Below are 26,500 nucleotides of genomic sequence, written 5' to 3' on the forward strand. Positions count from 1 at the left end.
GCCATGAGTACCGCCACGTCCGACGAGGACACCGCCGGCTCCGAAGCCCGCGGCATCGCCGCCGAGCGGCTCACCTTCTTCTCGGACGCCGTCGTCGCCATCGCGATCACGCTGCTGTCGCTCGAGCTGCCGCTGCCGGAGGGCGCCACCAGCGCCGAACTGCTGCGTTCACTCGGGGATCATCAGAACGAATACATCTCCTTCCTGATCAGTTTCGCCGTGATCGGCGGACACTGGCGCGCCCACCACCGCCTCTTCCACTACGTCACCACACTGGGCGGCGGCCTCCTGCAACTCAGCTTCGGCTGGCTGCTGATGCAGGTGATCACGCCCTTCGCCACGAAGGTGATCGCCGAGGAAGGCGGGTTCGAATTCCGCTTCGTCTTCTATGCACTCGTGCAGGTCGTCGCCCTGGCGCTGTTCCTCCTGATGACCAGGCAGATCCAGCGGCACCACCTCTACCGCGAGGACACCCCACCGGAGCTCTTCGGCGGGATTCACCGCGGGGTCGGCACAATGGCTCTCGCCTTCGCCGTCTCGATCCCGGTCGCCTTCTTCACGCACTGGGCCTACGCCTGCTGGATCGTCATCCCCGTAGTGGGGCACCTCCTCTTCCGGTTCCGTCGCCGTGCGTCGGCGGCAGCCTGATCCGTCATTCGCCGGTGGCGCCGTCGATCCGCTCGCGAACCAGGTCGGCCTGCCCGATGTGGCGCGCGTACTCGCCGATCATGCGGAGCATCAGCCAGCGCAGCGTGAACGGTTCGCCGGTGCTGATCCGCGTCCCTGTCTGTTCCAGCGCACTCGCCGTCACGATCTCCCGGGAACGCGCGCATTCGGCCTGCCACAAGGAAAAGGCCTCGCCGACGTCACCGTCCAGCGCCGTGAAGTCCTGCTCCGGGTCGTCGTCGGAGTAGTACAGGTTCGGGACGTCCTCACCCGCGAACTGGATCCGGAACCACCAGCGTTCGACACCGGCGAGGTGCCGCAGCAGGCCGTGCAGGGTCAATGTCGAGGGTGGTACCGAGCGCTCCGATAATCGTTCCGGGTCCAGGCCTTCGCACTTCAGCTCGAAGGTGCGCCGGTAGTAGTCGAGGCTCTCGGTCAGAGCCTGGCGCTCGCCGGCGACCGGCGCCGGGTCGATCCGGGCGCCGGTCAGGCGGCTCGGGGTGGCCACCGGGGTGCTGTGTTCGGTCATGTGCGGAGCGTGCCACAGGGGTCTGACAATTTCGGGTCGCGAGCGTGGCCGGTGACCGGGCAACGGCGGGAAACCCCAGTTCAGACACGGTTTCGCGAACCCGGTAACGAATGCCGGGGTGCGACGATCTGATCTTCGTCAGCTGCTTCGATCACCCGTCCCCACCAGGTTGGAGCGGCACCCCTCGTCCGGAATCAGGAGATCACGACCATGGAGCGAACCGGTCGAAGAACCGCCGTGCTGGCCGCGTTGACCGCAGCGGCCCTCTTCGCGGCCCCCGCCGTCGCGTCCGCCGCGCCGGCTCCCAGCACGATCGACGTCAGCGACACGTCGGTCCACGCCGGCGACACGTTCACGGTCACCGAGCAGCTGTACAACCCGACGGACTTCACCGTCACCGGCGCGAAGGCCGCGGTCTACACCAAGGAAAAGCCGATCACCGAGCTGGTCGACCTGGTCTCCTGCGCCGGCACGGTCGGCTGCGACCAGTACCTCAGCAGCTACCGCGGCGGCGTCGGCGACCTCGGCGCGGGCGAGAGCCGCACCGTGACGTTCACCCTCCGCGTGAAGGAAGACGTCGCCGGCGGCCAGTTCACGCTGCAGCACCAGTTCGCGGGTGACAACTACGCGTTCAGCGTCGAAGACGGTCCCGCCATCACGATCACGGCGGCGCCCAAGGCCGACGTCAAGGTCGCGCTGACCGCGACTCCGCGCGTCGGCCTGGTCGCCCGCGTCGACTACGTGATCACGGTGTCGAACAGCGGCCCGGCCACCGCGACCGGCGTCCGCGTGACGGCCAACGCGGGCTCGGGCCGCTCGGTCACGTCGGCAACCGGCTGCACCCGCTCGGGCGCGAACGTGAACTGCACGATCGGCACCCTGGCCCCGGGCGCTTCGGCGACGGCGAAGTTCACGTCGGAGGGCGGCGTCTTCGCATGGGGCTCGTTCACGGCGACGGCCCAGCGGGCGGCCAGCACCCCGGCTGACCCGACCGCGGCGAACGACACGGCGTCGAAGAAGTGCACGGCCTACACCGGGCTGTACGTGACCTGCTGAGTCCACATCAGAGCAAGTACGGCGCCGAGCGTGCTCGGCGCCGTACTGCGTCCACGGTGTCTTCGATGGAGTGGTCCGTGGTGTCGATGACGTGGTTCTCGAGCTCGCCCAAGTCGGCGAACGCGCCGTGCATGCCGGTGATGGGTTCGACGTCGGTGAGTTCCCGGCCTTCACGCGCGGTCCCGCGGGCGAGGGTGACCTCGAGACTCGGCCGCAGGACGACGTAGAAGAGGTCCAGACCGTCCCGCTCGGCGGCGTCACGAAAGGGCTCCAGCGCCCAAGGCCCGACGACCCCATCGAGCACGACGTCGTAGCCACCGCGGCCGTACCCACAGGCGGCCTCGGCGATCACCCCGAGCACGACATCGTTCTGCCGGGAGGCCTCGGGCAGATAGGGCGCCACGAACCCGGTCCGGATCCAGCCGTAGAAGCTGTCGGTGTGCAGGTGCACGGCCGGCCGCGGCGCGCCTTCGGTGACCAGCCGGGCGACGGTGGACTTCCCGGCGCCGGGCGGCCCGGTGAGGATCAGCAGTGAACCCGGCATGCAGGCATCATGCGGGCCCGGCGGGGCGAGAACCAGTCTTGACCTTCCCAGCGGCCTCAGCCGGACCCGGTGTGCAGGTGGGTGACGGCCCCCTGGCTAAACTTGGGGTACGGGCCGTTAGCTCAATTGGTAGAGCTGCGGACTTTTAATCCGTAGGTTCTGGGTTCGAGCCCCAGGCGGCCCACCATTCCTCGGCGCAGTCAACCGGGGCGACAGGCGGTGAACATGGACGTGACCAGGCGGCTCATCGTCCTCCGGCACGCCAAATCGGCCTGGCCGGACGACGTCCCCGACCGCGAACGCCCCCTCGGACCCCGCGGTCTCCGGGACGCGCCCAACCTCGGCCGCTGGCTCGGCGACAGCGGCTACGTCCCCCAGCACGTCGTCTGCTCCACCGCCCGCCGCACCCGGGAAACTTGGGAGCTGGTCAGCGAGGCGCTCCCGAGCAAGCCGACCATCGAGTACGACGAAGACCTCTACGGTGCTGGTCCCGAGGAGTTCCTGAATGTCGTGCGGCGGATCCCCCGCGACGTCACCACCCTCGCCCTCGTCGGGCACGAGCCCGGGGTCAGCGAACTGACCCTGCACCTCGCCGGCGACGGGGAGGACACCCGGCTGGTCCAGGCCAAGTTCCCCACCGGCGCCGCGGCCGTGCTCGCCACCGCCGACACCTGGGCCGACCTCTCGGCCGCGCGGCTCGAGGCCTTCTTCCGTCCGCGGGACTGAGTCCGCAGGTATTGACGGCAAAGAGCCCGGCCGCGAAACGGCCGGGCCCTTTCCCGAGAATCAGACTCCCGCGACCGAGGAAATCCAGCTGCGATAACGCGTGATGTTCGTGTACGCCGTGTTGTTCGACCGGTCGCTGGTCGACGCGACGCCGACCTGGCGGCCCGAGGCGAACATCGGGCCGCCCGAATCGCCGCCGGCCGTGATGCCGTTGACGCGGTTCGCGCACACCGCGACGCCGCCCGTGTAGTCGCTGCAGCCGATCGAGTTCACCCGCACCGTCGCGACCTTCAGGTACCGCGACTGGCAGTTGATCTCGGAGCCGCACTGGCTGGTCGCGCCCCAGCCGTAGACCGAGACGTTCTGGCCGACCGAAACATCGCCGACGTTGCCGAGCGGCGAGTACGTCGCGTTCACCGACGTCGTCAGGCGGACGATCGCCAGGTCGGCGGTGCCGTTGTAGCGGGTGATGGTCGAGCCGGTGGCCATCGTCCCGCCGCTGGACTGGTCGAGGCTGCCGATCCGGAACGTGTACGTCCCGGAGCTGCTGACGCAGTGCTTCGCGGTCAGGATGTACTGCGGCGCGATGATCGTCGCGGTGCAGTTCTGCTGGCCGTTCACGAACAGCCGGGCCGCCCACGGGCCGCTCGACGCGTTGCTGCCACCGATGATCGACGGCTGGGCCTGCGGGGTGGTCTGGGCGGTCGCCGGGCCGCCGAGGCCGACGACGGCCAGCGCGGTACTCGCGGCCAGCAGCACGAACTTGCCGAATTTCACGCTCACTCCTTTTCGTGCGGAGAACCCGCACGGGAAAGCCGGTGGGGACCGAACGAGAAGAGTGTCCGAGTTTTGGGGGAATGTCCGGAACCGACGAAAGTCCGGTCGTATCCGTATTTATCTCGCCGAATGGACTACGTGCAGTTCCCGTACTGTTCCGCGCTCAACCCACGGGTGGAGGCCACTTCAATCCGGAGCTTGAGGACGCCGGCGCCGCGCCGCCCTAGCGTTTTCGAGGGGGAACCGGAGGGGGAGACATGACGGCGAAGGCCGAGCGGATCGCGCTGGGGACGGTGCTGGGTGTCGCGGCGGTGCTGTGGGGATGGGCGCTGGGCAGCCGGCCGCTGCAGCCGTACTACGCCGCCGCGGTGCACTCGATGTCCCACGACGTCGCGGCGTTCTTCTTCGCGGGCTTCGACCCGGCGGGGGTCGTCACGGTCGACAAACCGCCGCTCGCGTTCTGGACCCAGACGCTCGGCGTGGCCGTGTTCGGTTTCCACCCTTGGGCGATCGCGCTGGTTCAGGTCATCGAGGGTGTCGCCGCTGTGTTCGTGCTGCACCGGGTGGTGCGCCGCTGGGCCGGCCCCCGGACCGCGCTGCTCGCCGCAGCCCTGTTCGCGCTGACGCCGATCACCGCGGCGATCAACCGCGACAACCTCCCGGACACGCTTTTGGTGCTCCTGCTGCTCCTTGCCGCTTACTGCGTGACCCGCGCGATCGAGAACGCGCGGTGGCTGGTGTGGGCGGGGGTGTTCGTCGGACTGGGGTTCATGACGAAGATGCTCGCCGCGTGGATCGTGCTGCCCGGCCTGGCGCTGGCTTACTTCGTCGCGGCGCCCGGCTCTCGCGGCCGACGGCTCGCCTGGATCGGCCTGGCCGGCGGGGTGACGCTCGTCGTGTCGCTGGCGTGGCCCGTCGTCGTCACGCTGTGGCCGGGCGCGAAGCCGTTCGTCGGCAGCACCACGGACGGCTCGGTCTGGCAGCTGGCCTTCGGCTACAACGGCGTGACGCGGCTGGTCGGCGGGTCGACCGGGATCGGCGGGGGCTACGGCGCCACGGTCGGCGCGGCGCTCGGCGGCGGATCGGGTCCGCTGCGGCTGTTCGACGCCGAGGTCGGCGGGCAGATCGCCTGGCTGCTGCCGCTCGCGCTGGTGTCCGTGGTCGTCGCCGCCTGCCGCGCTCGTGGCGCCGCGCCGCAAGCGAAGGCGGGCTGGGCGTTGTGGGGTGGCTGGCTGGTCGTCGGCGCCGCGGTTTTCTCGTTCACCGGCGGCATCTTCCACGCGTACTACACCGCCGAACTCGCTCCGGCGATCGCGGCGCTCTCCGCGGCCGGTCTGGCCACTGCGTGGCGGTGGCAGCGCTCGTCGGGATCGGTCCGGTTCGTGCTGCCGGCCGCCGTGGTAGGGACGGCGCTGCTCGCGTTCGTCCTCCTCGGCCGGACGCCGCAGTGGCTGCCGTGGCTGCGGTACACCGTGCTCGCGCTGGCGGTGCTGGCCGTCGTCGCGGCGCTCCTGCGGGCTTCGCGCGTCGCCGTCGTCATCGGGCTGGCCGCCGTCGTGGCCGGTCCCGCGGCCTTCGTCGTCGACACCGCCGTGCGGCCGGTCAGCGTGCTGGAGACCGCCGACCCCGGTGCCGGGCCGCCGTCGACGGACGCGGTGCGCACGGTCGTCGGCCTCAACACCGGCGCCGGCGCCGAGGCCGGGTATGTCCGGTTCATCGACGACGCGTACCGGCTCAGCGCAGGTCAGCGGGAGGTGGTCGCTTACGCGCAGGCGTCGTCCACGGGAGTCGTCTTGGCCGTCGAGGGCGGTACGTACGGCGCGGACCCGTTCCTGCTGAACACCGACGCTCGCGTGGCGCCGCTGGGTGGTTACCTCGGCTTCGACCCGGCGCCGTCCGCCGCCGACCTGCCGCGGTGGGTCGCGGCCGGGAAACTCCGGTTCGTACTGTTGCCGCAGGTGTTCCTCGAGATCGGCCGCGGCGCCTCCAGGCAGCGGACTGGCGCCGCCGTGGGGGACGCGGGCGAGCTGACCGGGCGCATCGCGTGGGAGGCGAAGCACTGCCGTCCGGTGCCGCCCGCGCGGATCGGCCCGGACGCCGCTACCGCCGGGGTGCTGTTCGACTGCGGCGTCAGGCAGTGACCTTCGCGGGGGCGGTGCGGCGGAGCCAGTACAGGCCGATGACCGGCAGCACCAGCGGGATGAACAGGTAACCCTCGCCGTAGACCGACCAGACGGTCGGGTGCCGGAACGCGGCCGCGTCGACGAGGCTCAGCGTGCCGATGGTCAGCACACCCAGCAGCTCGATCGAGCAGGCGGTGAGGGCGACGCGCCACCAGGCGTCGCCGCGGCGGGCCAGCGCGACCGTGGCGACGATGTACACGACCGCGGCGAACGCCGAGAGCAGGTAGGCGAGCGGTGCTTCGTGGAACTTCGTGCTGATCTGGACGCCGGCGCGCGACGTCGCGGCCAGCGCGAAGATCGCGTACACGGCGACGAGCACCCGTCCGGGGCCGGTGGCCGTCCTACGCTGTTGCTCCACTCCACACCTCGTTCAGTCGCAGCACCATCACCGGGATGGCTATGCAGGCGATGCCGAGCACCGCCGTGCTCGACCGGCTCCGCTCGGCCAGCGCCCAGGCGGCGCCGACGGGGAGCACGACCAGGCTGCCGATCAGGTAGGCGAGGTAGGTCGCCAGGCTGCCCGGCCGGTCGCCGCCGGCGAGCAGCACGATCCCGATCACCAGCTGGACGACCAGCAGGACCTCGACGACCGCGATCCCGATCAGGAGCGGGTTGTCCGGCAGCCGGTTGCGGGCCGACTGGACGAAGCTCCAGAGCGCGACGAGCGTGGCCGCCACGGCGACCGTCACGGCGAATCCGAAGATCACCCGTTCCTCCTTCCGGTCCGCCGGGGGCCAACGTACTCCGTAGTGCCGGTGGGGCCGTCCGCCGAGGTGCCGCGGGGTGGCGTGGACCACCTGGGCCGCTCCACAGTGGACTTGCCCGAGGCGACCAGGTGTGCCCACACCGAGTTAATTGATCACCAGAAGGCCTTGATGGCATTGTGCCAATTCCGTCGTTTATTCCGTGTTATCCTGGGGTGGACCTGCGGGAATGTTGTAAAAAGCTTCGTGTTACACCCCGACAGGGTGGTTGGCGATCAGCCAAGAATCACGCTGGGTTCGGGTTCCGGCTGGTATGTGCCCTTTTTGCCTACCTCGGATAGCCCAGTTGAACCCCCGGGTTGGCGGATAGGCGCGAGGCCGTCCGGCATGGGGGAATATTCCTCGTCCCCGGTGCCGAGGTGCCCGGGGGAACACGGAGGGGTATCTTCGATGGACCTGCGCTACGAAGCATTTTGCTTCGCCGACCCGTTGTTCTACGACGAACAACAGGAAATCGGCGCGCCGGTCGACGATTTTGCCCAGGCGCTGCCGATGCCGGCCACCGGCTGGGTCACCGCCGACCGCGGGGTCTGGCGGGCACTGCGCCCCGAAGGGCGTCAACTTCCTGGCCAGGGTTGGAAAATCCACGTTTCCGCTGGTCTGGACAATGCGCGGCGCGTGCTCGTGCAGGTGCACGAGTACTGTGTCGAGCACCGGATCTCTTACAAGCACCTTCGCTCGCTGATGATCCTGCTCGCCCGCAATTCGAAATACGCCCCTCGTGACGGAAGCGCCAAGCTCATCACCATTTACCCGGCTGACGAAGACGAGCTGGGGCGTGTTCTCGAAGATCTGGCGGTCCGGCTCGAAGGCGAACACGGCGCTTATATCCTGAGCGACCTCAGATACGGCGACGGCCCCCTCTATGTCCGTTACGGCGGATTCGCCGAACAGTGGGTCGAGCACGACGGTAACCGTGTCCTGGCGATCCGCAAGCCGGATGGCCGGCTCGTACCCGACAAGCGGGAACCGACGTTCTCGGTCCCCGACTGGGTGAAGATTCCGGCCTGTCTGCGGAGCAGCGTTGCCGCGCGTAAGAGCGGCGACCCGGACCAGTTCCCCTACCGGGTGACGCGCTCCCTGCACTTCTCGAACGGCGGCGGCGTCTACCTCGCCGACCCCAAGGCAGGCGGCGACGAGGTCGTCCTCAAGGAAGCCCGTCCGCACGCCGGCCTCGACAAGGCGCGGATCGACGCCGTCGAACGGTTGCGCCGCGAGCACGAGGTGCTCGACCGGCTGGGCGACGTCCCCGGCGTGCCGCGGGTCTTCGAGCGCTTCACGGTCTGGGAGCACCACTACCTGGCCATGGAGTACATGCCGGGCAACTCGCTGGGCAACTGGCTGGCCCGCAACTACCCGCTGACCAGGCGCGGCACGACGGACGACGACCTCGCCGCCTACGCCCGGCGCGCGCTCGACGTCGTCGCCCGGGTAGAGAAGACGGTCGAGGAGATCCACGCTCGCGGCATCGTCTTCGGCGACCTGCACCCGCTGAACATCCTCATCGACGAGGACGACGACGGCCGGATCTCCCTGATCGACTTCGAGATGGCCTTCGACGTCGAGTCCGGCGACCGCCCGGCGCTGGGCGCGCCCGGATTCCGCGCCCCGGCCGACCGCACCGGTTTCGAGATCGACGAGCACGCGGTCGCGGCGTTGCGGCTGTGGCTGTTCCTGCCGCTCTCACAGCTGACGGAGCTCGCACCGGCGAAGCTGCGCGGCATCGCCGACTTCGTCGAACGCCGGTTCGCGCTGCCCGAGGGCTACGCGGACGCCGCAGTCGCGGTGCTGGCCCCGCGTGCTGTCCCCGCGGAGCCGGCACCGGTCCACACGGAGCTCGACCAGGAGAAACCCGACTGGCCGCTGGTCCGCAAACAGATCGCCGAAGGGATCCTGGCGAGCGCGACGCCTGAGCGCCAGGACCGGCTGTTCCCCGGCGACATCGAGCAGTTCCGGGTCGGCGGCGCCTGTTTCGGCGTCGGTGCCGCGGGCGTGCTGCACGCCCTCGACGTCATCGGCGCCGGCCGGTTCCCCGAACACGAGCGCTGGCTGATCGACTCGGTCCGCCGTGAGCCGCCGACCCGGCCCGGGTTCTTCGACGGCAGCTACGGCATCGCCTACGTGCTGGAGAACTTCGGCCACCACGAGGAGGCGACCAGGCTGCTGGCGTCGTCCGCGCGGCTCGTCGAGCAGACGACCGACCACGCGCTGGAGGGCGGTCTGGCCGGCATCGGGCTGGCCATGCTGCACTTCGCGACGGTCCGCCAGGACAACGAGTTCGGCCGCCAGGCGCTGAGCACGGCCGTCCGGCTGGCCGAGGCACTGGAGACGGCGGCGCCGCCGGGGAACTTCGCCCGCGCCGGCCTGCTGTCCGGCTGGTCCGGACCCGCGCTGCTGTTCGTCCGGCTCTTCGAGCGCACTGGTGAGCCCGCGTGGCTGTCCTTCGCCGACCAGGCGCTGTGCCGCGATCTCGAAGAATGCGTCGAGTCCGACGACGGCTCGCTGCAGGTCCGCGACGGCGCGGCCCGCACGTTGCCTTACGTGGGTATCGGCAGCAGCGGGATCCTCCTGGTCGCCGAGCAGCTGGCGCGGCACCGCCCGGACGCCGAAGCCTGCGAGAGCCTGCCCGGCCTGCGCGAATCGTGCCGCGGCGAGTTCGTCATCCACCCCGGCCTGCTCTACGGCCGGTGCGGGCTGGCGGTGGCGCTGGGCATGGACCCGGACCCGGAGCCGCCGATCCGCGCGGCGATCGACCTGCACCTGGCGCGGCTGGCCTGGTACGCGGTGCCGTTCAAGGGCGGCCTCGCCTTCCCCGGCAACCAGCTGCTGCGCCTGTCGATGGACCTCAAGACCGGCAGTGCGGGGATCCTCCTCGCGCTCGCCGCCCTGCTGGACGGCAAGGAGGTGCTGCCCTTCCTGGGCAGCACGCCGTCCCCTCAGACCACCGGTCGTTGACCGGCGGACCCCGAAGTGAAAACGAAGGAAGGAACACCAATGGAACTCGTTCTGGACCTGCAGGCCATGGACACCCCCGAGGTGCTCGACGGCGGCCACGGTGGCGGTGGCGGCGGCACGTCGAACCTCAGCCTGCTGGCCTCCTGCGCCGACAGCACCATCAGCCTGCTGACCTGCCACTGACCTGGCGGATCACCGGCAAGTAGTGCCTAGGTGAACGGTGCGGGAGCGGCACAGGCCAAGTGCGCCGCTCCCGCACCTTCATTGTGGCCCCGGTACCGCCTCGGCGGTACCTCGTCCGAAGGAGTGAGATGCGCGGCCCCGCCGATCGGTTGCTGGCCAGGGTGGCCGGTCTCGATCGTCCCCGGCTGGCCGCCGTCGTCGGTACCGCGCTGGTCGCCACCGCGGCCGGTCTCCTCCTTCCCGGCGCGCTCGCGGCAGCGGTCGACAGCGTTGTCGCGGGCCGCCGGAGCTGGCCCGAGGTCTCCTGGCTGCTGCTCGTCGGCGGCGCGGAGATCGCGGCCGACGTCGTGGGCGGCATCCTGACCACTCGCGTCACCGCGACGGCGTCGGCATGGCTGCGCCGCACGGTCTCCGACAAGCTCTTCGCGCTCGGCACCCGTTCACGCTTCGCCGAGGGCGACGCGATCAGCCGCCTCACCGGCGACTGCGTCGGCGCCGGCGGCATCGTCACGATCGTCGTGCAGTGCGGCTCGATGCTGGTCATCTCGACCGGCGCCGTCGTCCTGCTCGCCCTCCTGGACTGGCGCCTGGCGCTCGTTTTCCTGGGCAGCATCCCGTTCGCCCTGCTGCTCGCCCGCAGCCACCTCCGCCGCACCGCCGACGACGTCCTCACCTACCAGCGGGTTTCCGGTGAGCTGGCGGCCCGGATGGTCGACGCGGTCGCCGGCCTCCGCACCATCGCCGCGTCCGGCACAGCTGATCGTGAAGCCGAACGGGTCCTGCGCCCCCTGCCGAAGCTGACGCTCGCGGGCCAAGGCCTCTGGCGCACCCAGGCCCGGATGGTCTGGCGCGCCGGCCTGCTGACGCCGGCGGTCGAAATCTCCGTGCTGGCCGCGGCCGGCTTCGGCGTCCTGGCGGGCCGGCTCAGCGTCGGCGACGTCGTGGCCACGCTCGGCTACGTCGCGCTCGGCCTCGGCCTGGTCACCCAGATCCCGCTGCTCACCATGCTGTCCCGGGCGCGCGGCTGCGCCGAACGGCTCGTCGAAGTCCTCGACGAACCCGAATCCGTGCCCGGCAAGCTCCCACTCCTGCCTGGCAACGGCACCGTCGACCTCCGCCACATCGGTGTCACGGGCGCGCTGGCGGAGATCGACCTGCGCATCGACGGCGGCACCTTCCTCGCGGTCGTCGGCCGGTCGGGCGCGGGCAAGTCCGCGCTGGCCGGCGTGCTCGGCGGGCTAATCACGCCCGACGAAGGTCAGGTCCTGCTCGACGGCCGTCCGCTCGAGCGCCTTTGCCGCGAGGAGCTGCGCGCGGTCGTCGGCTACGCCTTCGAACGGCCCGCGCTGCTCGGCGCCACGGTCGCCGACGCGGTCGGCTACGGCACCTGGGCCGGCGAGTCCGCCGTCCGCAGTGCGTGCCGGACCGCGCAGGTCGAGGAGGTCGTCGTCCGCCTGCCCGATGGCTACCGCACGCCGTTGGCCGAGACGCCCCTTTCCGGCGGCGAAGCCCAGCGCCTCGGCCTGGCCCGCGCGATCGTGCACAACCCACGCGTCCTGATCTTCGACGACGCCACGGCCAGCCTCGACACGGTCACCGAGGCCGCGGTCGAGCGTGCGTTGGCCGGTGCGTTGCCCGGTCGCACCCGCGTCGTCGTGACCCATCGCGCGGGCACCGCCGCCCGCGCCGACCTGGTGGTCTGGCTCGAGGAAGGCCGGATCCGCGCGGTGGCTCCGCACGCCGCCCTCTGGCAGGAGCCCGGTTACCGGGGTGTCTTCACGGAGGACGACGAGTGAGCCTGCGCCGGTTGTACTGGTCCGCGCTCGCCGGGCAGTGGCGCGGCGGCGCGGTGCTGCTTGTGTGTTCGGTGCTCGAAGGCGTACCTGCTTTCTTCTCGGGACGGCTCGTCGAGCTGTCCGTGGACCGGGGTTTCTCGATCGGCGACCCGGCGGCCGGCCTCGGCTGGCTGACGTTGTTCGGGCTCGCCGCCGTGCTCGGTGCGTTCGGCTCGCGGATGGTCTGGCACCAGCTCGGCAAAGTGGTCGAGCCGCTGCGCGACGCTCTGGTGACCGCGGTCGTCCGAGGCGTGCTGCACGACGAGTCCCCGCCGCGCAACCAGCCGGACTCCAGCGGCGTCGCCCGGATCACCCAGCACGTCGAGGTGGTCCGCGACGCGACGGCCGGCCTGCTGGTGCAGGCCCGCGGCATGCTGGTGACGACGGCGTCCGCGCTCGCCGGCCTCGTGACGGTCGCCGGCGCGCTGGTGGTCCCGGTCGCGGTGCCGGTGGTCGTCTCGTTGGTCGTCTTCGTCTGCCTCCTTCCCTCTCTTGCTCGCCGCCAGCGCGCGCTGGCGCTGGCCGACGAGCACACGGCCGCGACAGCGGGCGCGTCCTTGGCCGGGATGCGCGACATCGTGGCCTGCGGTGCCGAGCCGATCGCCGCGCTGGCGATGTACGACGCGGTCGACGAGCAGGCGACGGCCGCGATCCGCGTGGCGCGGTCGAGCGCCCTCCGAGCCCTGGTGATCTCGCTCGGCGGGTTCGTCCCGTTGCTGCTCGCACTGGCCTTGGCACCGGGCCTGGTGGCCCGCGGCGAACTGACCGCGGGCGCGGCACTCGGTGCGCTGGTCTACCTGGCCACCACGATGCAACCGGCCCTCCGCGGCTTGGCGGCCACCGCCGGCACCGTCGTCCTGCGCCTGCTGGTCGCGCTGCGCAGGCTGGCGGAGACGGCCGAGCTACCGGTCGTGTCCGACGGCACGGCGACCCCACGCGGCACCGACGTCCAGGTCCGTGGCCTCACGTTCGGCTGGGGCGCGACGGCCGAGCCCGTGGTCCGTGGGTTGGACCTGAGCCTGCGGCCGGGTGAGCACCTCGCCGTCGTGGGGCCGAGCGGCATCGGCAAGTCGACATTGGCCGGCTTGCTGACCGGGATGCTGACGCCACAGGCCGGCCGGGTAGTTCTGGGCGGCGTCCCGGTCCGGGACGTGCCCGCGGCGCTCCGGCACGAGCTCGTGGCGCTGATCCCGCAGGAGGCCTACGTCTTCGCGGGAACCGTGCGGGACAACGTCGGCCTCTTCGCGTCGTCAGCTTCGGACGACGCGTTGTCGGCCGCCGTGGACGCGGTGGGCGCGGGCGCGTTGCTTCGGCGCCTTGGCGGTCTCGACGCCGAGATCGGTCACGGCGGCGAAGGCATCTCCGCGGGCGAAGCGCAGTTGCTCGCGCTCGCCAGGGTCTACGCCAGTTCGGCGGAGTTCGTGATCCTCGATGAAGCCACCTCCCATCTCGACCCGGTGTCGGAAGCCCGCGCGGAGCGGGCCTTCGCCGCGCGGGGTGGTGTCCTGGTGGTGATCGCGCACCGGCTTTCGTCGGCGTTGCGCGCGGATCGCGTCCTCGTCATGGACGGCCGCGAGACCGCACTGGGCCACCACACCGACCTGTTGGCCAGGTCGGCGCGGTACGCCGAACTCATGCAGGCGTGGGCGACACCGGTGGCTGGGGAACCAGCCACCGGTGCCGAGCCGACCGCGGGTGCAGGCAGCCAACCGGCCGGTACCGGGGGCTCGCCGCCTGCGGGCAGTGGCGCGACCGTTGGCGGGGCGCCTGCCGGCAACGGGTGCGCTACCACTGCGAATCCGCCAGTGGGCACAGGAACTGCGGTCGCCTCCGGGGCGCCTGCCGGCGACGGAGCCGCAGCTGCTGCTGGTCCATCCGTGGACGTGGGGGCCGCCGCCGGCACGCCTGCCTGCAACGGAGCCACGAGCGGGCCGCCTTCTCACAACGGTGCCACCGGATCGACGCCTAGGCCGCCATCCGTGTCGCGAGCCGCTCGAGTGAGCTGACTTCCCGTCCACTGTGGACGTATCTCATGGGGACTTCCAGATTATCGCCATCGAGCGGTCCGGGAACCCCTCGTCGCGAATCTGTGGACAACTCGCCGATGTTATCCCCGCCTGTGGACAACTCGCGTCGTCCGACCGGTTCTGTCGGTGCCGTCGTGCATGATCGGAAGCGCGGGAAGAACCCGGCCCGGAACCGGCACCGTCAGAGAGGAGGCGAACCACCGGCGGTCGACGTCATCCGGGTTGCAGTGCTTCCAATGCCTCACGCAGCTTGCCGGCGAGTGGTGCCGGCCGGCGGGACTCGCGGTCCACGAAGACGTGCACGAAGTGCCCTTCCGCGACCAGGGACTCGTCGGCGGCGTACATGCCGATCTCGTAGCGCACGCTGGACTTCCCGAGGTGCGCCACGCGCAAGCCGACCCGCAACGCTCCAGGAAAGGAAACCGATGAGTGATACCCGCAGTGCGACTCGACGCACAGCCCGATCACCTCCCCGGCTTCGATGTCGAGGCCGCCCTGCTCGATCAGCCACGTGTTGATCACGGTGTCCATCAGCGAGTAGTGCACCACGTTGTTGACGTGCCCGTAGACGTCGTTGTCCTTCCAGCGCAACGGAATCGTCTGCCAGTGCGGGTATTCGTTCACCACAGTGACACCGACTCGCGCAGGATGCCGCCAAGGTCCTCCTCGGACGCCTCACGAGGTGCGGTGGCCAGCAGTCGTTGCTGCTTCAACGTTCCCTCGACCAGCGAGTCCACATCGGACTCCGCGTATCCGACGGCACCGATGCCGTCCGGGATGCCGATCTGCCGCATCAGGTCGATCAGCACCGCGGGCAAGTGGTCGGCGAAGTCGCCGGGCCACTCGAAGTCGGGCGCGAGGAGGCGTGCGACGCGCAGGTGGCGGTCCGGCGCCGCGCCAAAGGTGAAGCGGAACGCTGCGGGCGCGGTCAGCGACACGGCCATGCCGTGCGGCACCATGGGTTCTTCGCCCGGGTAGCCGTCCGGGTGGAAATCCCTGACCTGGCCGGCGATCGGGTACGCGTTGGCGTGGGGGATGTGCACGCCGGCGTTGCCGAAGCCGAGTCCGGCGAACGTCGCGGCCAAGGCCATGGCTTCGCGCGCCTTGAGGTTGTCGCCGTCGCGCACGGCGGCCGGGAGGGCCCATGACAGCAGCCGCAGCGACTGCTCGGCGAACATGTCGGCCAGCGGGTTCGAGCCGCAGTACGGCACGCGCTGTTCCGGGCGCTTGCGCTCGAATTCGGTGTACGGCTTCGCGGTGTAGCTCTCCGCGGCGTGGCAGAGGATGTCCATGCCGCTGGCGGCGGTCACGCCGGCCGGCTGGCTGACGGTGAGCCGGGGGTCGACGACGGCGAGGGTCGGGCGCAGCCGCAGGTGGCTGATCCCGCTCTTGACGCGCAGGGACAGCACGTCGAGCACGCAGACCGTGGTGCTTTCCGAGCCGGTGCCGGTGGTCGTGGGAACGGCGACCAGCGGCTTCAGCGGGCGGTCCGGTGCGCGACCGCCGCCGACCGGGGCGTTGACGTAGTCCATCAGCTCGCCGTCGTTGCTGGTGAGCAGGTTCGCCGCCTTGGCGGTGTCGATGGCCGACCCGCCGCCGACGGCGACGAAGGCGTCGTACGGGCCGGTTCCGCGAGCGAAGTCAACCGCCTTCTGCATGCTGACATCGGTGGGCTCGACGTGTACGCCGTCGAAGACCTCGGCTTCGATGCCGTAGCTCGCGATCCCGTCGGCGATGCGGCGCGGCCAGCCGGTGGCGGCGACCTGCGGGTCCGTCACGACGAGCACGCGGTGCACGCCGTACTGGGTCAGGTCGTAGCCGATCTCGTCGCTGGCGCCGGTCCCGTACTTCAACGCCGGTGCGCCATAAGTAAAAACGGTTTCATGTTCGGTCACGGTCAAGACTGCGGTCCTCGCTCCCTTGATCGGCTAGCAGTCGGTCAAAGCGGACATTCAGTCCATCCTTACCGGGTTTCGGCGAAGATCACTTGACTGCACTGAACGGTGCCCGCCTAAGCTCTCCTCATTAGATACCAACTGGGAGCGACCGTCGCCCAGACGGCCGTGCGGATCCTGACCGAGGCGCGGGTCCGCCGCGTGTACGCGGTGGTCGGCGAGTCCTTCCTGGAACTGCTCGACGCGCTGCAGCGCGAGCGGGAGATCACGCTGGTCTCGGCGCGCCACGACGCGGGCGCGGCGTTCATGGCGGAGGCGGAGGGCAAGCTCACCGAGCGGCCCGCGGTGTTGCTCGCCAGCCGGGGGCCGAGCGCGGCGAGCCTGGCGATCGGCGTCCAGACGGCGTACCAGGACGAGACCCCGATGGTCGTGCTGCTGGAGACGCCGGCGACCGAACCGGTGCCGTCGTCGTCCGGGGAGCTGCCGACGTCGGACCTGACGGCGATGTTCGAGTCGATCGCCAAGTCGACTTTGCGGGTCACCGACCCGGACAGCCTGCCCAGCCTGCTCGCACACGCGCTGACCACGTCGCAGGAGGGCCGGCCCGGGCCGGTCGTGCTCGGCGTGCCCTGCGACGTCTGGGGGATGCCCTACGACGCGGCGAAGCCGATGGCGCGGGTCCGGCCGCCGGCTTCCGGCACGCTGGGCCGTTCGGCGGACGCCGTGGCGCAACTGGTGGACGAGGCGAAGTACCCCGTGGTCATCGTCGGCGGGCGGGCCCGGTCCGCGCGCGACGAGCTGATCGCGGTCGCCGACGAGCTCGCCCTGCCCGTCTACAACGCCTTCCGGCGGCAGGACGCCTTCCCGGAGAACCACGCGCGCTATGCCGGCCACCTGGGGCTCGGTATCCCGGCGCGGCAGCTGGACGCCCTGGAACGGGCCGATCTGGTCCTCGCGCTCGGCACCCAGCTCGACGAGGTCACCACCCAGGCCTACCGCTACCCGACGGCCCAGCAGACGCTGATCCTGGTCGGCACCGGCATCGACGTCAGCTCGCGGCGGCGCGGGCTGACGTTCCGCGTCGACTCCGAGGTCGAGCCGTTCCTGCGGGAGCTGCGCGAGGTGGCGTCGCCGCGGACGCGGCGGGCTTCGGCGGCGAACGCGGCCGTCCACACCTTCATGACCCCGCCCGACACGAGCGGGAACACCCGGGTGCACCCGGTCGACGTCGTCCGCGCGTTGCGGAAGCTGGCGCCCGAGGACACCATCGTGACCAGCGACGCGGGCAACTTCGCGCAGTTCATGCACCGGTACTGGTGCTTCACCGCGCCGCGCAGCCAACTCGGCCCGAGCAACGCCGCGATGGGCTACGCCGTGCCGGCTGCGGTCGCGGCGAAGCTGGCCGAGCCGCGGCGGACCGTCGTGGCCATGGTCGGCGACGCCGGGACGCTGATGACCGGCCAGGAGATCGAAACGGCCGTGCGGTACCGGGCGCCGGTGATGGTCGTCGTCTTCCAGAACGGCGTTCACGGCGCGCTGGCCATGCACCAGGCCCGCACGCACGGCAGGCTGTCCGGGGTGTCCATCCCGCTGACGGATTTCGCGTCTTGGGCGCGTGGACTCGGCGCGGCCGGGTACACGGTGGACGATCGCGAGGAACTCGAGCCGATCATCGCCAGTGCGCTGGTGCGGCAGCGGCCGTGCGTCATCGACGTGCGCACCGACCCGGACGTCGTGACCCCGGACGTGCGGCTTTCGGCCCTGCTCGGGCAGGCACGTCCGCAACCGCCCGCCCAGTAAGGGTTTGCTCGGTTTCGCTTCGGAAAACGCCGGGGAAGTTGTGTGGTAGCACGGCGGCGGCTCAGGTAATCTGGCCTTGTTCCGGTGGTGGTTCGCCGCTGAACCTTCCCGGCCGGGTCCCGGCGGGAAACAACCGGTTTCTGTCGGTGCCGCATGGCACCATCACGGTCATGACCCGCGCCGAAGCGGGCAGGGAACGAGGGGAGTTTCGACGTGGCCGATCACCAGCACGCATCCGAAGCAGCGCGGAAGTCCTCCGGCGTCGTGCCGGTGCTGTTCAGCGCCAGCTCGGAGGCCCACGACGACGCCGTCGTCGCCGCCGAGCGCGACACGACCTGGCGGTCGCCGTTCAGCGCGGAAGGGTTGCGGCCGGCGAGTGGCGAATAGCTCACCCTGTCCGGGTGACGACGGCTTGTCCGCCCTGCTCAAGGTGTGCTTTACTGCTCATGGTCTCGATTTTTGTGTTCGTGTTGAGTCACGCTCGCAGAATTCAGCGGGCGTAGTGTCTCCTCGCCGAGGAAGCAAACCGTCCCCGTGTTGACCCGGGGCGCCGAAGTGGCTTCCTGTTTTGTGGTTGCATATGGAGATTTTGATGACTCAGGGCACTGTGAAGTGGTTCAACTCCGAGAAGGGGTTCGGCTTCATCACCCCCGACAACGGTGGCGGCGACGTCTTCGTTCACTACAGCGAGATCCAGGGTAACGGCTTCAAGAGCCTCGAAGAGAACGCTCGCGTCGAGTTCGAGATCGGCCAGGGCCAGAAGGGCCCGCAGGCCACGTCGGTCACCGTGATCTGACTTTGATCTTGGGAAAGGGTCGTCACCTGTTCGGGGTGGCGGCCCTTTTCGTATGCTGCGCACCATGATCGAGCACGGTTACACCGTCTCCGGGATGAGCTGCGGACACTGCGCCCAGTCGGTCACCGAGGAACTCACCGGCCTGCCGGGAGTGACCGAAGTGGACGTCGACGTCGCGACCGGCCGGGTGATCGTTCGCGCCGACGGGCCGTTGGCCGAGGATGATGTGCGGGCGGCGGTCGATGAGGCCGGTTTCTCCTATGAGGGCACGGCGAGCCTGGTCCCGTAGCTCTTCGCCGGGGGTTGACCCCGGTTCGTTCTTCTCCGCCGGATTGATCTCCAAGTTGGACAGTCCACTGGAGATCAACGCCGGTGTGACCTCCGGCTCAGTCCGGTAGTGGCCGGGTGGGCGCGGCTGCGCGATTCGCCGGCACAGTGCTCGGGGTGCATGACGCGGCCCGCACTGCGAGCGGGCCGGCGGGCGAAGCCAGCGTGGTGTACCAGCGCGGCGAGTAGGCCCACTTGGTTCGGCATGCGCAGCGACTGGCGAGGACTGCGAGGCCGCTCGATTTAGCCGGCGCCGCACGCGCCGCCGGTGGGCACGCCCGCTCGATCCGGCCAGCAGCGCGCGGTGCGGTCGGCACATCCGCTCGATCCAGCTCGCGCAGCTCCTGGCGCGACCGCTCGATCCGGCTCGACGTGCGCACGGCCAGCCCCGGCGCGACCGCTCGACCCGGTACCGACCTGTGCACGGTCTGCCCTGTAGGGCCGCTCGATACGGTCCGACCTGCGAACGGCCTGCCCTGTACGACCGCTCGATCCGGTCCGTCTACGCACGGCCAGCCCTGACGCGACCGGCTCGATCCCGCCCGGTCTGCGCACGGCCAGCCCTCCACGACCGCTCGAACTGGCTTCCTCGACCGCGCGTGACCGCTCCTGTGAATACTGCAACGGCCTGCAACCCTTCCCTTTCGGCCTGCCACGGAGTCTGCTTGTGCTCCGGTGCCGCGGTAGTGCCGTGACAAGGAGGTCAGGTTGGGCGAGACGGTGGCGGGGATCGTCGCGAATCCGGCTTCGGGGCGGGATATCCGTCGGCTGGTCGCGCAGGCTTCGGTGTTCCCCACCGCGGAAAAGGCGAACATGGTCCAGCGCCTGCTGGCCGCCTTCGCTGTGACCGGGCTTGATCGGGCCCTGGTCTCCACTGACCTCGGGGGCATCTCCGCCGCGGTGCTCAAGGCGCTCGGGCGGGGTGGGACCTGGCCCACCGTCGACTTCTGTGCCGACGATCCCATCACCGGCACCGCCGCCGATACGACCAACGCTGTGCGGCGGATGGTCGAGGCCGGGGCCGGGGTCATCGTCGTGCTCGGTGGGGATGGCACCGCTCGCGTTGCCGCCGCTGCCTGCGAAGACGTCCCTATCCTCGCCCTCTCCACCGGGACCAACAACGCCTTTCCGCAGATGCGGGAGGCGACCGTCGCCGGGCTGGCTGCCGGGCTGATCGCCTCCGGGCAAATCGACCCCGATCTCGTCACGCACCGCGTCAGCGTGCTCGAAGTCGTCACCAAGGCTCGCCGGGAGATCGCGCTCGTGGATGTCTGTGTCTCGACCAGCCGGCACATCGGGGCGCGGGCGCTCTGGGATCCCGCCTCGCTCACCGAGCTCTACTGCACCTTCGCCGAACCCGACGGCATCGGTATGTCGAGCGTGCCCGGGCAGCTGTGCCCGAGCCCGCGGTCGAGCCCGGATGGCGTCGCGCTGCAGCTCGGGCCCGTCGACGAGACGCCGTACGTCGTGCACGCGCCCATCGCGCCCGGGCTCGTGCGGCCCGTCGGGGTGCGTGGGTGGGGTGTGCTCGAACCCGGGATGCGCGTCGAGCTCGCCGCGTCGGGTGGCGTCATCGCGCTGGACGGCGAGCGCGAACTCGAACTGAAGATCGGCGAAAGCGCGTTCGTCGAGCTCAAACCGGACGGGCCGTGGGTCGTGGACGTCCGGGCGGCCATGGCGGAAGCGGCACGGAAAGGGCTCTTGCGCACGGAAACCGAACTAGGGAAGGAGCGTCGAAGATGACGGACACCCTGCGGGAGGCGTATCGCGTGATGCGCACCATCCGAGCGTTCGAAGAGCGGGTGCACGACGAGTTCGCGACGGGCGAAATCCCCGGGTTCGTGCACCTCTACGCCGGTGAGGAGGCCTCCGCCGCAGGGGTCTGCGCCCACCTCGACGACCGTGACGCCATCGCCAGCACCCACCGCGGGCACGGCCACTGCATCGCCAAGGGCGTCGACGTCAAAGCCATGATGGCCGAGATCTACGGCCGCAAGACAGGATCCTGTCGCGGCAAGGGTGGCTCGATGCACATCGCCGACCTCTCGAAGGGCATGCTCGGCGCCAACGGCATCGTCGGCGGCGGCCCGCCGCTCATCTGCGGCACCGCCCTCGCCGCGAAACAGCAGAACACCGGCGGTGTCGGCGTCGCCTTCTTCGGCGACGGCGCCAGCAACCAGGGGACGACGCTGGAGGCGCTGAACCTCGCGTCGGTCTGGGACCTGCCCGCCCTCTTCATCGCCGAGAACAACGGCTACGCCGAAGCCACCTCCAGCACCTGGTCCGTCGCCTCCGACAACATCGCCGACCGCGCCGCCGGGTTCGGCATGCCGGGCGTGATCGTCGACGGGTTCGACTTCTTCGCCGTCCACGAAGCCGCGGGGGAAGCCGTCGAACGCGCTCGCGGCGGCGGTGGCCCGACGCTCATCGAGGTCAAGTTCACCCGCTACTTCGGGCACTTCGAGGGCGACCAGCAGACCTACCGGGCCGGCGAAGTCGCCGACGCCCGCGAGAACCTCGACTGCCTCAAGCGGTTCCGGGAACGCGTCACCGACAGCGGTGAGCTGCCCGGACCGGTCCTCGACGACATCGACGCCGAAGTCGCGAAGCTCATCGAAGCCGCCGTCTCCGAGGCGAAGGCCGCGCCGAAACCCACGAAGGAAGACCTCGAGACCGACGTCTACGTGTCGTACTAAGGAGCGCGCGTCATGGCCAGGACGATCAGCTACCGCGAGGCGATCAACGAGGCGCTCACCCAGGAGATGGAACGCGACGAGTCGGTCATCGTCATGGGTGAGGACAACGCGGGCGGCGCCGGCAGCCCCGGCGACGACGACGCCTGGGGCGGCGTCCTCGGCGTCACGAAAGGCCTGTTCCACAAGTTCCCCGGCCGCGTGCTCGACACGCCGATCTCCGAGTCCGCTTTCGTCGGCGCGGCGATCGGCGCCGCGACGCGTGGGCAGCGGCCGGTCGCGGAACTGATGTTCATCGACTTCATGGGCGTCTGCTTCGACCAGATCTTCAACCAGGCGGCCAAGTTCCGGTACATGTTCGGCGGCAACGCGCGGACGCCGGTGGTGATCCGCACGATGTACGGCGCCGGGCTGCGGGCCGCGGCGCAGCATTCGCAGTGCCTCTACCCGATCTTCACGCACATCCCGGGCCTGAAGGTCGTCGTGCCGTCGAACCCGTACGAGGCGAAAGGCCTGCTCATCCAGGCCATCCGCGACGACGACCCGGTGATCTTCTGCGAGCACAAGGCCCTCTACGACACCAGCGGCGACGTCCCGGAGGACAGCTACACGATCCCGTTCGGCGAGGCGAACGTCGTGCGCGACGGCGGTGACGTCACCATCGTCGCGATCGGCCGCATGGTCGCCGTGGCCGAAGAAGCGGCGAAAGAACTGGCCGCCAACAAGATCGAAGCCGAGATCATCGACCCGCGCACCACCAGTCCGCTCGACACCGGCACGATCCTCGAAAGCGTCGAAAACACCGGACGCCTGGTCGTCGTCGACGAGGCCTCGCCGCGCTGCAACCTCGCCACGGACATCTCCGCGCTCGTCGCGAAGGAGGCGTTCGGCTCGCTACGGGCCCCGATCGAGATGGTGACGCCGCCGCACACGCCCGTCCCGTTCTCCGACGCGCTCGAGGACCTCTACATCCCGGACGCGCAGAAGGTCCTCAACGCGGCGAAGGCGGTCGTGGAGTACCGGCGATGATCCAGCCGGTCACGATGCCCAAGTGGGGCCTTTCGATGGAACGCGGCCGGATCACCGACTGGTTCGTGGCCGAAGGCGACGAGGTCAGGACCGGTGACGACCTCGCCGACATCGACACCGACAAGATCAACGGCACGCTCGAATCCCCGGGCGACGGCGTGCTGCGGCGGGTGATCGCCGCGGCCGGCGAGGAGGTGCCGGTCGGCGGCACCATCGCCCTGCTCGCCGAGGCGACCACGGCCGACGAAGAGCTCGACGAAGCCGCCACGAAGGCTCGCGAGGAGATCGACGCGGGTGCGGTCGAGGCGCCGGAAGGACCGGTCACCGGCACGGTCGAGGTGAACAAAAGGACGCTCGCCTACGCGACCATGGGCACCGAGGGTGACGTCGTCGTGCTGGTCCACGGCTACGGCGGCGACAAGAACTCCTGGCTGTTCGTGCAGGAACCGCTCTCCCGGACCAGGATCGTGCACGCCCTCGACCTGCCCAGACACGGCGATTCGACCAAGGACGTCGGCGACGGCTCCCTCGACACCCTCGCCGACGCGGTCCTCGGCTTCCTCGACGCGCGAGGCATCGTAAAAGCCCACCTGGTCGGGCACTCGCTGGGCGGCGCGGTCGTCACGGCGGCGGCCGCGAAAGCGCCGGGCCGGATCGAAAAGCTCACGCTCGTCGCCCCGGCCGGGTTCGGCACCGCCGTCAACGCCGGCTACCTGCGCGGATTCGCGACGGCGACGACCCGGCGCGAGCTGAAACCGCACCTGGGTGCCCTGTTCGCCGACCCGGACCTCGTCACCCGCCAGCTGGCCGACGACCTGCTCAGGTACAAGCGACGAGACGGTGTCGACCAGGTCCTCGGGACCCTGCTGGACACCCTCCTCGACGGCAACGCGCAGGCCATCGACGCAGCTCCACTGCTGTCCGAAGTAGACATACCGACCACGACGATCTGGGGCCGACAGGACGCCGTCCTGCCGCCGGGAAACGCGGACGTGTACGTCGAAAACGCCGGGCACATGGTCCACCTCGAAGCTCCGGGAGCCGTAATCGCCGCGATCACGGGCTGACCCGCCCGCCCTCCGGTGGCTCTTGGCCCCACCGGAGGCCGCTGAAGGGCTCTTCGCCGACACCTCCCTCGCCGGCGAAGAGCCCTTCGGCGAGATTGTCGCCACCTTCCGATCAGCGGACCGAAAAGGCAGACTGAGGAGGCGGAGCGCAAGGAGCGGCGGTTGGGGCAGCGAGACCTCGAGGCAGCGTTGCCTGCCGGGGTGGACCCCCGGCGGCACGCTCGTGTCCTCGCGCAGGTGCACGAAGCGGCTCTGACCGGCAAGGCGCTGCCCAGCCGTCCGCGGCCGGTCATCGACGCGTCCTGGCAGCGGATGCGCCGGCTCGGCATCGACCCCGACAGCCGGTCCGCCCCGCCCGTCCTGAGCGTCGAACAGCTGGAAGCACGCCGCCGCACGAGCGGGATGGCCGAGGCGCTGCCGACGTTGCGCGGCGGCTTGATCAGCCTGGCCGAACAGGCCGCGCACATCATGGTGATCGTCGACGCCGGGGGACACGTCCTCTGGCGTGACGGCAGCGCCGCGGTCGGCCGCCGCGCCGACGGGCTCGGGTTCGTCGAAGGCGTGGACTGGCAGGAAGAATCCGTCGGCACCAACGCGATCGGCACCGCGCTGGTCACGCGCCGCCCGGTCCAGATGTACGCCGCCGAGCACTACGTCCGCGCGCACCACTCCTGGACGTGCGCCGCCGCGCCGCTGCACGACCCGCGCGACGGCAGGCTGCTCGGCGTCGTCGACCTCTCCGGCCCGGCCTCGACCGTCCACGCGACGACGTTGGCGCTGGTCGACGCCGTGACGCGGCTCGCGGAGTCCCAGCTGCGCACCACCCACCTCACCGAACTGGAACGGCTGCGCGGGTTCGCCGTCCCGATGCTCGCGAAGGTCGGCGGGCAGGCCGTCGTCGCCGACGAACACGGCTGGGTCGCCGCGGCCGCCGGGCTCGCGCCGGTCGACCGGATCGCGCTGCCCGCGAACCTCGCGCCCGGCGGGGTCTGGCTGCCGGCGTACGGCCACTGCGCGGTCGAGCCCGTGCCCGGCGGCTGGCTGATCCGCCCTGCCGAGAACGACGCCGCCCCGCCGACCCGCGTCGTCCTCGACGTCCGGTCGCCGCGCGAACCCGAGCTGACCGTGGCCGGGGCGGCCGGGACCTGGACGCACCGGCTCAGCCCGCGCCACGCCGAGATGCTGTACGTGCTGGCCAGCCACCGCGGCGGCCGCTCGGCGTCGGAGCTGTCGTCGGACCTGTTCGGCGACGCGGGCCGCACGGTCACCGTCCGCGCCGAGATGTCCCGGCTGCGCCGCCACTTCGGCGGCATCCTCGGCGCGAAGCCGTACCGCTTCGCCGACGACGTCGAGGTGCTGGTCCGGCGCCCGCCGAGCCCCGAAGCGGTGCTGCCGCACTCGCTCGCCCCCGCCATCCGGGGCTGATCCCGCCGGGCAAGATGGGGACGTGCCGAAACGTCCGCTGCTGCCCGACACCATCGCGCCGAGCTGGCTCGTGGTGCAGGTCCTCGGCACCCTGTTCGTCGCGGCGACGCTGGTGACCGCGCGCGAGCCGGACGCGCGGATCTGGGCCGCCTACGGCGTCGCGAGCGCCTGCTGGCTCGGGTTCGTCGGGCTCGCGTCCCGGCTGCCGAAGACCGCGGCCGCCTTGCTCGCCGTGGCGAGCGTGCTGCCGGCGGCTCTCGTGGGCCGGGCCGGGGACTCGTCGGCGATCCTGCTGTCCGTCATCCCGCTCGGCCGGCTCGCGGCGCTCACCACGGTGAGCGTCGGCGTGATCCTCGGGACCGGCCTGCTCGACGTCGCGCTCGCGGTGACGGCGCACCTGATCGCCGGGCATTCGTTCGGCGCGGCGCTCGCCGACCCCGCCGTGATGCTGATGCTCGTGCTGGTCGGGCTCAACCGCCGTCAGTACGAGGTCCAAGCCATCCAGTCCGGGGCTCTGCTCGAACAGACCCGGCTCGCGCAGGCCGAACACGCGCGCGCCGCCGCGCTCGACGAACGCACGCGCATCGCCCGCGAGATCCACGACGTCCTGGCGCATTCTCTTGGCGCACTGGGGGTCCAGCTCGAGCTAGCCGAGGCGCTGCTCACCGAACGGTCCGATGTGGACGGTGCACTGCGGTCGGTCCGCCGGTCGCGGCGCCTGGCCGCCGACGGGCTGGCCGAAGCGCGCAACGCCGTCGCCGCGCTCCGCCGGGACGTCCCGCCGCTGGCCGGGGCACTCGCCGCGGTGGCCGCCGAGCACGCCGGCAACCACGGCGTCGACGTCGGCTTCGACACCGGCGGCGAGGCCCGGCCGCTGCCGTCGGCGGCGGTCGTCGCGCTGGTGGGCGTCGCGCGGGAAGCCCTGACGAACGCGGGCAAGCACGCGCCCGGCGAGGACGTCCGGATGCGGCTGGACTACGAGCCCGGCGCCGTCCGGCTCGACGTCCGCAACAAGCTCGGTGAATTCACTCGGACGAGTGAAGGTTTCGGGTTGGCCGGCATGCGCGAGCGCCTGGCGCTGACCGGTGGCACGCTGGAATCGGGACCAGAAGACGGCTACTGGCGCGTACTCGCCGAAATCCGGCACTGACCGGCCCGCTCCGAGATCACGTGCTGGTGACAGCGGGCGGTGCCCGTGCCCGCGTGCCGCGCGACTCGGCTAC

The 26,500-nt window shown here is 70.6% G+C and carries 25 protein-coding genes and 1 tRNA gene; 19 read left to right on the forward strand and 7 right to left on the reverse strand.

The features are described from left to right. Nucleotides 1-3: 3 nt before the first annotated feature. Nucleotides 4-648 carry a TMEM175 family protein gene (locus tag QQ657_RS24470; protein ID WP_284744564.1) on the forward strand — a complete coding sequence of 215 codons (645 nt, stop codon included), beginning with the start codon at nt 4-6 and terminating at the stop codon, nt 646-648. Nucleotides 649-652: 4 nt separating this feature from the next. Here QQ657_RS24470 and QQ657_RS24475 read toward each other — a convergent pair whose 3' ends face one another. Further along, nucleotides 653-1,195, reverse strand: a complete 543-nt coding sequence (locus QQ657_RS24475) for a DinB family protein (protein ID WP_284744565.1) — start codon at nt 1,193-1,195, stop codon at nt 653-655. Between the two features lie 210 nt (nt 1,196-1,405). Here QQ657_RS24475 and QQ657_RS24480 point away from each other — a divergent pair, with 210 nt between their 5' ends. Continuing rightward, nucleotides 1,406-2,251: a COG1361 family protein gene (locus QQ657_RS24480; RefSeq protein ID WP_284744566.1), complete on the forward strand. Its 846-nt coding sequence runs from the start codon at nt 1,406-1,408 to the stop codon at nt 2,249-2,251. A 7-nt stretch (nt 2,252-2,258) separates the two neighbouring features. Here the strand turns inward: QQ657_RS24480 and QQ657_RS24485 are convergent, their stop codons facing one another. After that, entirely contained in the window at nt 2,259-2,795 is a 537-nt protein-coding gene (locus tag QQ657_RS24485) for an AAA family ATPase (protein WP_284744567.1), read from the reverse strand. 111 nt (nt 2,796-2,906) lie between these two features. Between QQ657_RS24485 and QQ657_RS24490 the strand changes: the two genes are divergently transcribed. Both QQ657_RS24490 and QQ657_RS24495 read left to right on the forward strand, forming a co-directional pair. Continuing rightward, a tRNA-Lys gene (locus QQ657_RS24490) sits at nt 2,907-2,982 on the forward strand. A gap of 38 nt (nt 2,983-3,020) precedes the next feature. Continuing rightward, the gene (locus QQ657_RS24495) at nt 3,021-3,521 is read left to right on the forward strand and encodes a SixA phosphatase family protein (protein ID WP_284744568.1); all 501 of its coding nucleotides are present in this window, start codon (nt 3,021-3,023) and stop codon (nt 3,519-3,521) included. Between the two features lie 60 nt (nt 3,522-3,581). Here the strand turns inward: QQ657_RS24495 and QQ657_RS24500 are convergent, their stop codons facing one another. Beyond that, a complete protein-coding gene (locus QQ657_RS24500; RefSeq protein ID WP_434056773.1) occupies nt 3,582-4,256 on the reverse strand; it encodes a S1 family peptidase in 675 nt (224 codons plus the stop codon). A gap of 299 nt (nt 4,257-4,555) precedes the next feature. Between QQ657_RS24500 and QQ657_RS24505 the strand changes: the two genes are divergently transcribed. Beyond that, entirely contained in the window at nt 4,556-6,439 is a 1,884-nt protein-coding gene (locus QQ657_RS24505; protein WP_284744570.1) for a glycosyltransferase family 39 protein, read from the forward strand. Here QQ657_RS24505 and QQ657_RS24510 read toward each other — a convergent pair. Next, a complete protein-coding gene (locus QQ657_RS24510) occupies nt 6,429-6,800 on the reverse strand; it encodes a hypothetical protein (protein ID WP_284744616.1) in 372 nt (123 codons plus the stop codon). The genes QQ657_RS24505 and QQ657_RS24510 overlap by 11 nt on opposite strands. Nucleotides 6,801-6,822: 22 nt before the next feature. Then, nucleotides 6,823-7,188, reverse strand: coding sequence for a hypothetical protein (locus QQ657_RS24515; RefSeq protein ID WP_284744571.1), 366 nt, complete (start codon nt 7,186-7,188; stop codon nt 6,823-6,825). Between the two features lie 447 nt (nt 7,189-7,635). On the opposite strand from QQ657_RS24515, the gene lanKC reads away from it, so the two are divergent. The 4 genes from lanKC (at nt 7,636) to QQ657_RS24535 (ending at nt 14,224) form a co-directional block, all read left to right on the forward strand. After that, nucleotides 7,636-10,200 carry a class III lanthionine synthetase LanKC gene (lanKC, locus tag QQ657_RS24520; RefSeq protein WP_284744572.1) on the forward strand — a complete coding sequence of 855 codons (2,565 nt, stop codon included), beginning with the start codon at nt 7,636-7,638 and terminating at the stop codon, nt 10,198-10,200. A 39-nt stretch (nt 10,201-10,239) separates the two neighbouring features. Next, entirely contained in the window at nt 10,240-10,383 is a 144-nt protein-coding gene (locus tag QQ657_RS24525; RefSeq protein WP_284744573.1) for a SapB/AmfS family lanthipeptide, read from the forward strand. 128 nt (nt 10,384-10,511) lie between these two features. Continuing rightward, nucleotides 10,512-12,179, forward strand: a complete 1,668-nt coding sequence (locus tag QQ657_RS24530) for an ABC transporter ATP-binding protein (RefSeq protein ID WP_284744574.1) — start codon at nt 10,512-10,514, stop codon at nt 12,177-12,179. Beyond that, nucleotides 12,176-14,224 (forward strand): ATP-binding cassette domain-containing protein, encoded by a 2,049-nt coding sequence (locus QQ657_RS24535; protein WP_284744575.1) that lies wholly within the window; start codon nt 12,176-12,178, stop codon nt 14,222-14,224. Before QQ657_RS24530 ends, QQ657_RS24535 begins: the two co-directional genes overlap by 4 nt. Before the next feature lie 234 nt (nt 14,225-14,458). On the opposite strand, the gene QQ657_RS24540 is transcribed toward QQ657_RS24535, so the two are convergent. Next, on the reverse strand, nt 14,459-14,872 hold the full coding sequence (locus tag QQ657_RS24540; RefSeq protein ID WP_284744576.1) for an acyl-CoA thioesterase: 414 nt from the start codon (nt 14,870-14,872) through the stop codon (nt 14,459-14,461). Continuing rightward, on the reverse strand, nt 14,866-16,146 hold the full coding sequence (locus QQ657_RS24545; RefSeq protein ID WP_284744577.1) for a hydroxyacid-oxoacid transhydrogenase: 1,281 nt from the start codon (nt 16,144-16,146) through the stop codon (nt 14,866-14,868). The genes QQ657_RS24540 and QQ657_RS24545 overlap by 7 nt, the downstream gene beginning before the upstream one ends. Nucleotides 16,147-16,281: 135 nt before the next feature. Here QQ657_RS24545 and QQ657_RS24550 point away from each other — a divergent pair, with 135 nt between their 5' ends. The 10 genes from QQ657_RS24550 (at nt 16,282) to QQ657_RS24595 (ending at nt 26,427) form a co-directional block, all read left to right on the forward strand. Then, nucleotides 16,282-17,940, forward strand: a complete 1,659-nt coding sequence (locus tag QQ657_RS24550) for a thiamine pyrophosphate-binding protein (RefSeq protein WP_284744617.1) — start codon at nt 16,282-16,284, stop codon at nt 17,938-17,940. A 213-nt stretch (nt 17,941-18,153) separates the two neighbouring features. Beyond that, nucleotides 18,154-18,327, forward strand: coding sequence for a hypothetical protein (locus QQ657_RS24555; RefSeq protein WP_284744578.1), 174 nt, complete (start codon nt 18,154-18,156; stop codon nt 18,325-18,327). Between the two features lie 205 nt (nt 18,328-18,532). After that, the gene (locus QQ657_RS24560) at nt 18,533-18,736 is read left to right on the forward strand and encodes a cold-shock protein (protein WP_013222289.1); all 204 of its coding nucleotides are present in this window, start codon (nt 18,533-18,535) and stop codon (nt 18,734-18,736) included. Between the two features lie 64 nt (nt 18,737-18,800). Beyond that, the gene (locus QQ657_RS24565) at nt 18,801-19,025 is read left to right on the forward strand and encodes a heavy-metal-associated domain-containing protein (protein ID WP_284744579.1); all 225 of its coding nucleotides are present in this window, start codon (nt 18,801-18,803) and stop codon (nt 19,023-19,025) included. A 746-nt stretch (nt 19,026-19,771) separates the two neighbouring features. After that, the gene (locus QQ657_RS24570) at nt 19,772-20,806 is read left to right on the forward strand and encodes an ATP-NAD kinase family protein (RefSeq protein WP_284744580.1); all 1,035 of its coding nucleotides are present in this window, start codon (nt 19,772-19,774) and stop codon (nt 20,804-20,806) included. After that, a complete protein-coding gene (locus tag QQ657_RS24575) occupies nt 20,803-21,759 on the forward strand; it encodes a thiamine pyrophosphate-dependent dehydrogenase E1 component subunit alpha (protein ID WP_284744581.1) in 957 nt (318 codons plus the stop codon). The genes QQ657_RS24570 and QQ657_RS24575 overlap by 4 nt, the downstream gene beginning before the upstream one ends. Nucleotides 21,760-21,771: 12 nt before the next feature. Further along, nucleotides 21,772-22,785 (forward strand): alpha-ketoacid dehydrogenase subunit beta, encoded by a 1,014-nt coding sequence (locus QQ657_RS24580; protein ID WP_284744582.1) that lies wholly within the window; start codon nt 21,772-21,774, stop codon nt 22,783-22,785. Then, nucleotides 22,782-23,852, forward strand: a complete 1,071-nt coding sequence (locus QQ657_RS24585) for an acetoin dehydrogenase dihydrolipoyllysine-residue acetyltransferase subunit (protein ID WP_284744583.1) — start codon at nt 22,782-22,784, stop codon at nt 23,850-23,852. The genes QQ657_RS24580 and QQ657_RS24585 overlap by 4 nt, the downstream gene beginning before the upstream one ends. A 162-nt stretch (nt 23,853-24,014) precedes the next feature. Further along, on the forward strand, nt 24,015-25,277 hold the full coding sequence (locus QQ657_RS24590) for a helix-turn-helix domain-containing protein (RefSeq protein ID WP_284744584.1): 1,263 nt from the start codon (nt 24,015-24,017) through the stop codon (nt 25,275-25,277). A 22-nt stretch (nt 25,278-25,299) separates the two neighbouring features. Continuing rightward, the gene (locus QQ657_RS24595; RefSeq protein WP_284744585.1) at nt 25,300-26,427 is read left to right on the forward strand and encodes a sensor histidine kinase; all 1,128 of its coding nucleotides are present in this window, start codon (nt 25,300-25,302) and stop codon (nt 26,425-26,427) included. Nucleotides 26,428-26,500: the final 73 nt, after the last annotated feature.

It is taken from the genome of Amycolatopsis ponsaeliensis (genome assembly GCF_030182635.1).
GTDB lineage: Bacteria > Actinomycetota > Actinomycetes > Mycobacteriales > Pseudonocardiaceae > Amycolatopsis > Amycolatopsis ponsaeliensis.

Bases quoted from the DNA above. Each gene is read 5' to 3' on its own strand.
- QQ657_RS24470 (WP_284744564.1), top strand. From the start codon at position 4: ATGAGTACCGCCACGTCCGACGAGGACACCGCCGGCTCCGAAGCCCGC.
- QQ657_RS24475 (WP_284744565.1), bottom strand. From the start codon at position 1,195: ATGACCGAACACAGCACCCCGGTGGCCACCCCGAGCCGCCTGACCGGC.
- QQ657_RS24480 (WP_284744566.1), top strand. From the start codon at position 1,406: ATGGAGCGAACCGGTCGAAGAACCGCCGTGCTGGCCGCGTTGACCGCA.
- QQ657_RS24485 (WP_284744567.1), bottom strand. From the start codon at position 2,795: ATGCCGGGTTCACTGCTGATCCTCACCGGGCCGCCCGGCGCCGGGAAG.
- QQ657_RS24495 (WP_284744568.1), top strand. From the start codon at position 3,021: ATGGACGTGACCAGGCGGCTCATCGTCCTCCGGCACGCCAAATCGGCC.
- QQ657_RS24505 (WP_284744570.1), top strand. From the start codon at position 4,556: ATGACGGCGAAGGCCGAGCGGATCGCGCTGGGGACGGTGCTGGGTGTC.
- lanKC (WP_284744572.1), top strand. From the start codon at position 7,636: ATGGACCTGCGCTACGAAGCATTTTGCTTCGCCGACCCGTTGTTCTAC.
- QQ657_RS24525 (WP_284744573.1), top strand. From the start codon at position 10,240: ATGGAACTCGTTCTGGACCTGCAGGCCATGGACACCCCCGAGGTGCTC.
- QQ657_RS24530 (WP_284744574.1), top strand. From the start codon at position 10,512: ATGCGCGGCCCCGCCGATCGGTTGCTGGCCAGGGTGGCCGGTCTCGAT.
- QQ657_RS24560 (WP_013222289.1), top strand. From the start codon at position 18,533: ATGACTCAGGGCACTGTGAAGTGGTTCAACTCCGAGAAGGGGTTCGGC.
- QQ657_RS24565 (WP_284744579.1), top strand. From the start codon at position 18,801: ATGATCGAGCACGGTTACACCGTCTCCGGGATGAGCTGCGGACACTGC.
- QQ657_RS24575 (WP_284744581.1), top strand. From the start codon at position 20,803: ATGACGGACACCCTGCGGGAGGCGTATCGCGTGATGCGCACCATCCGA.
- QQ657_RS24580 (WP_284744582.1), top strand. From the start codon at position 21,772: ATGGCCAGGACGATCAGCTACCGCGAGGCGATCAACGAGGCGCTCACC.
- QQ657_RS24585 (WP_284744583.1), top strand. From the start codon at position 22,782: ATGATCCAGCCGGTCACGATGCCCAAGTGGGGCCTTTCGATGGAACGC.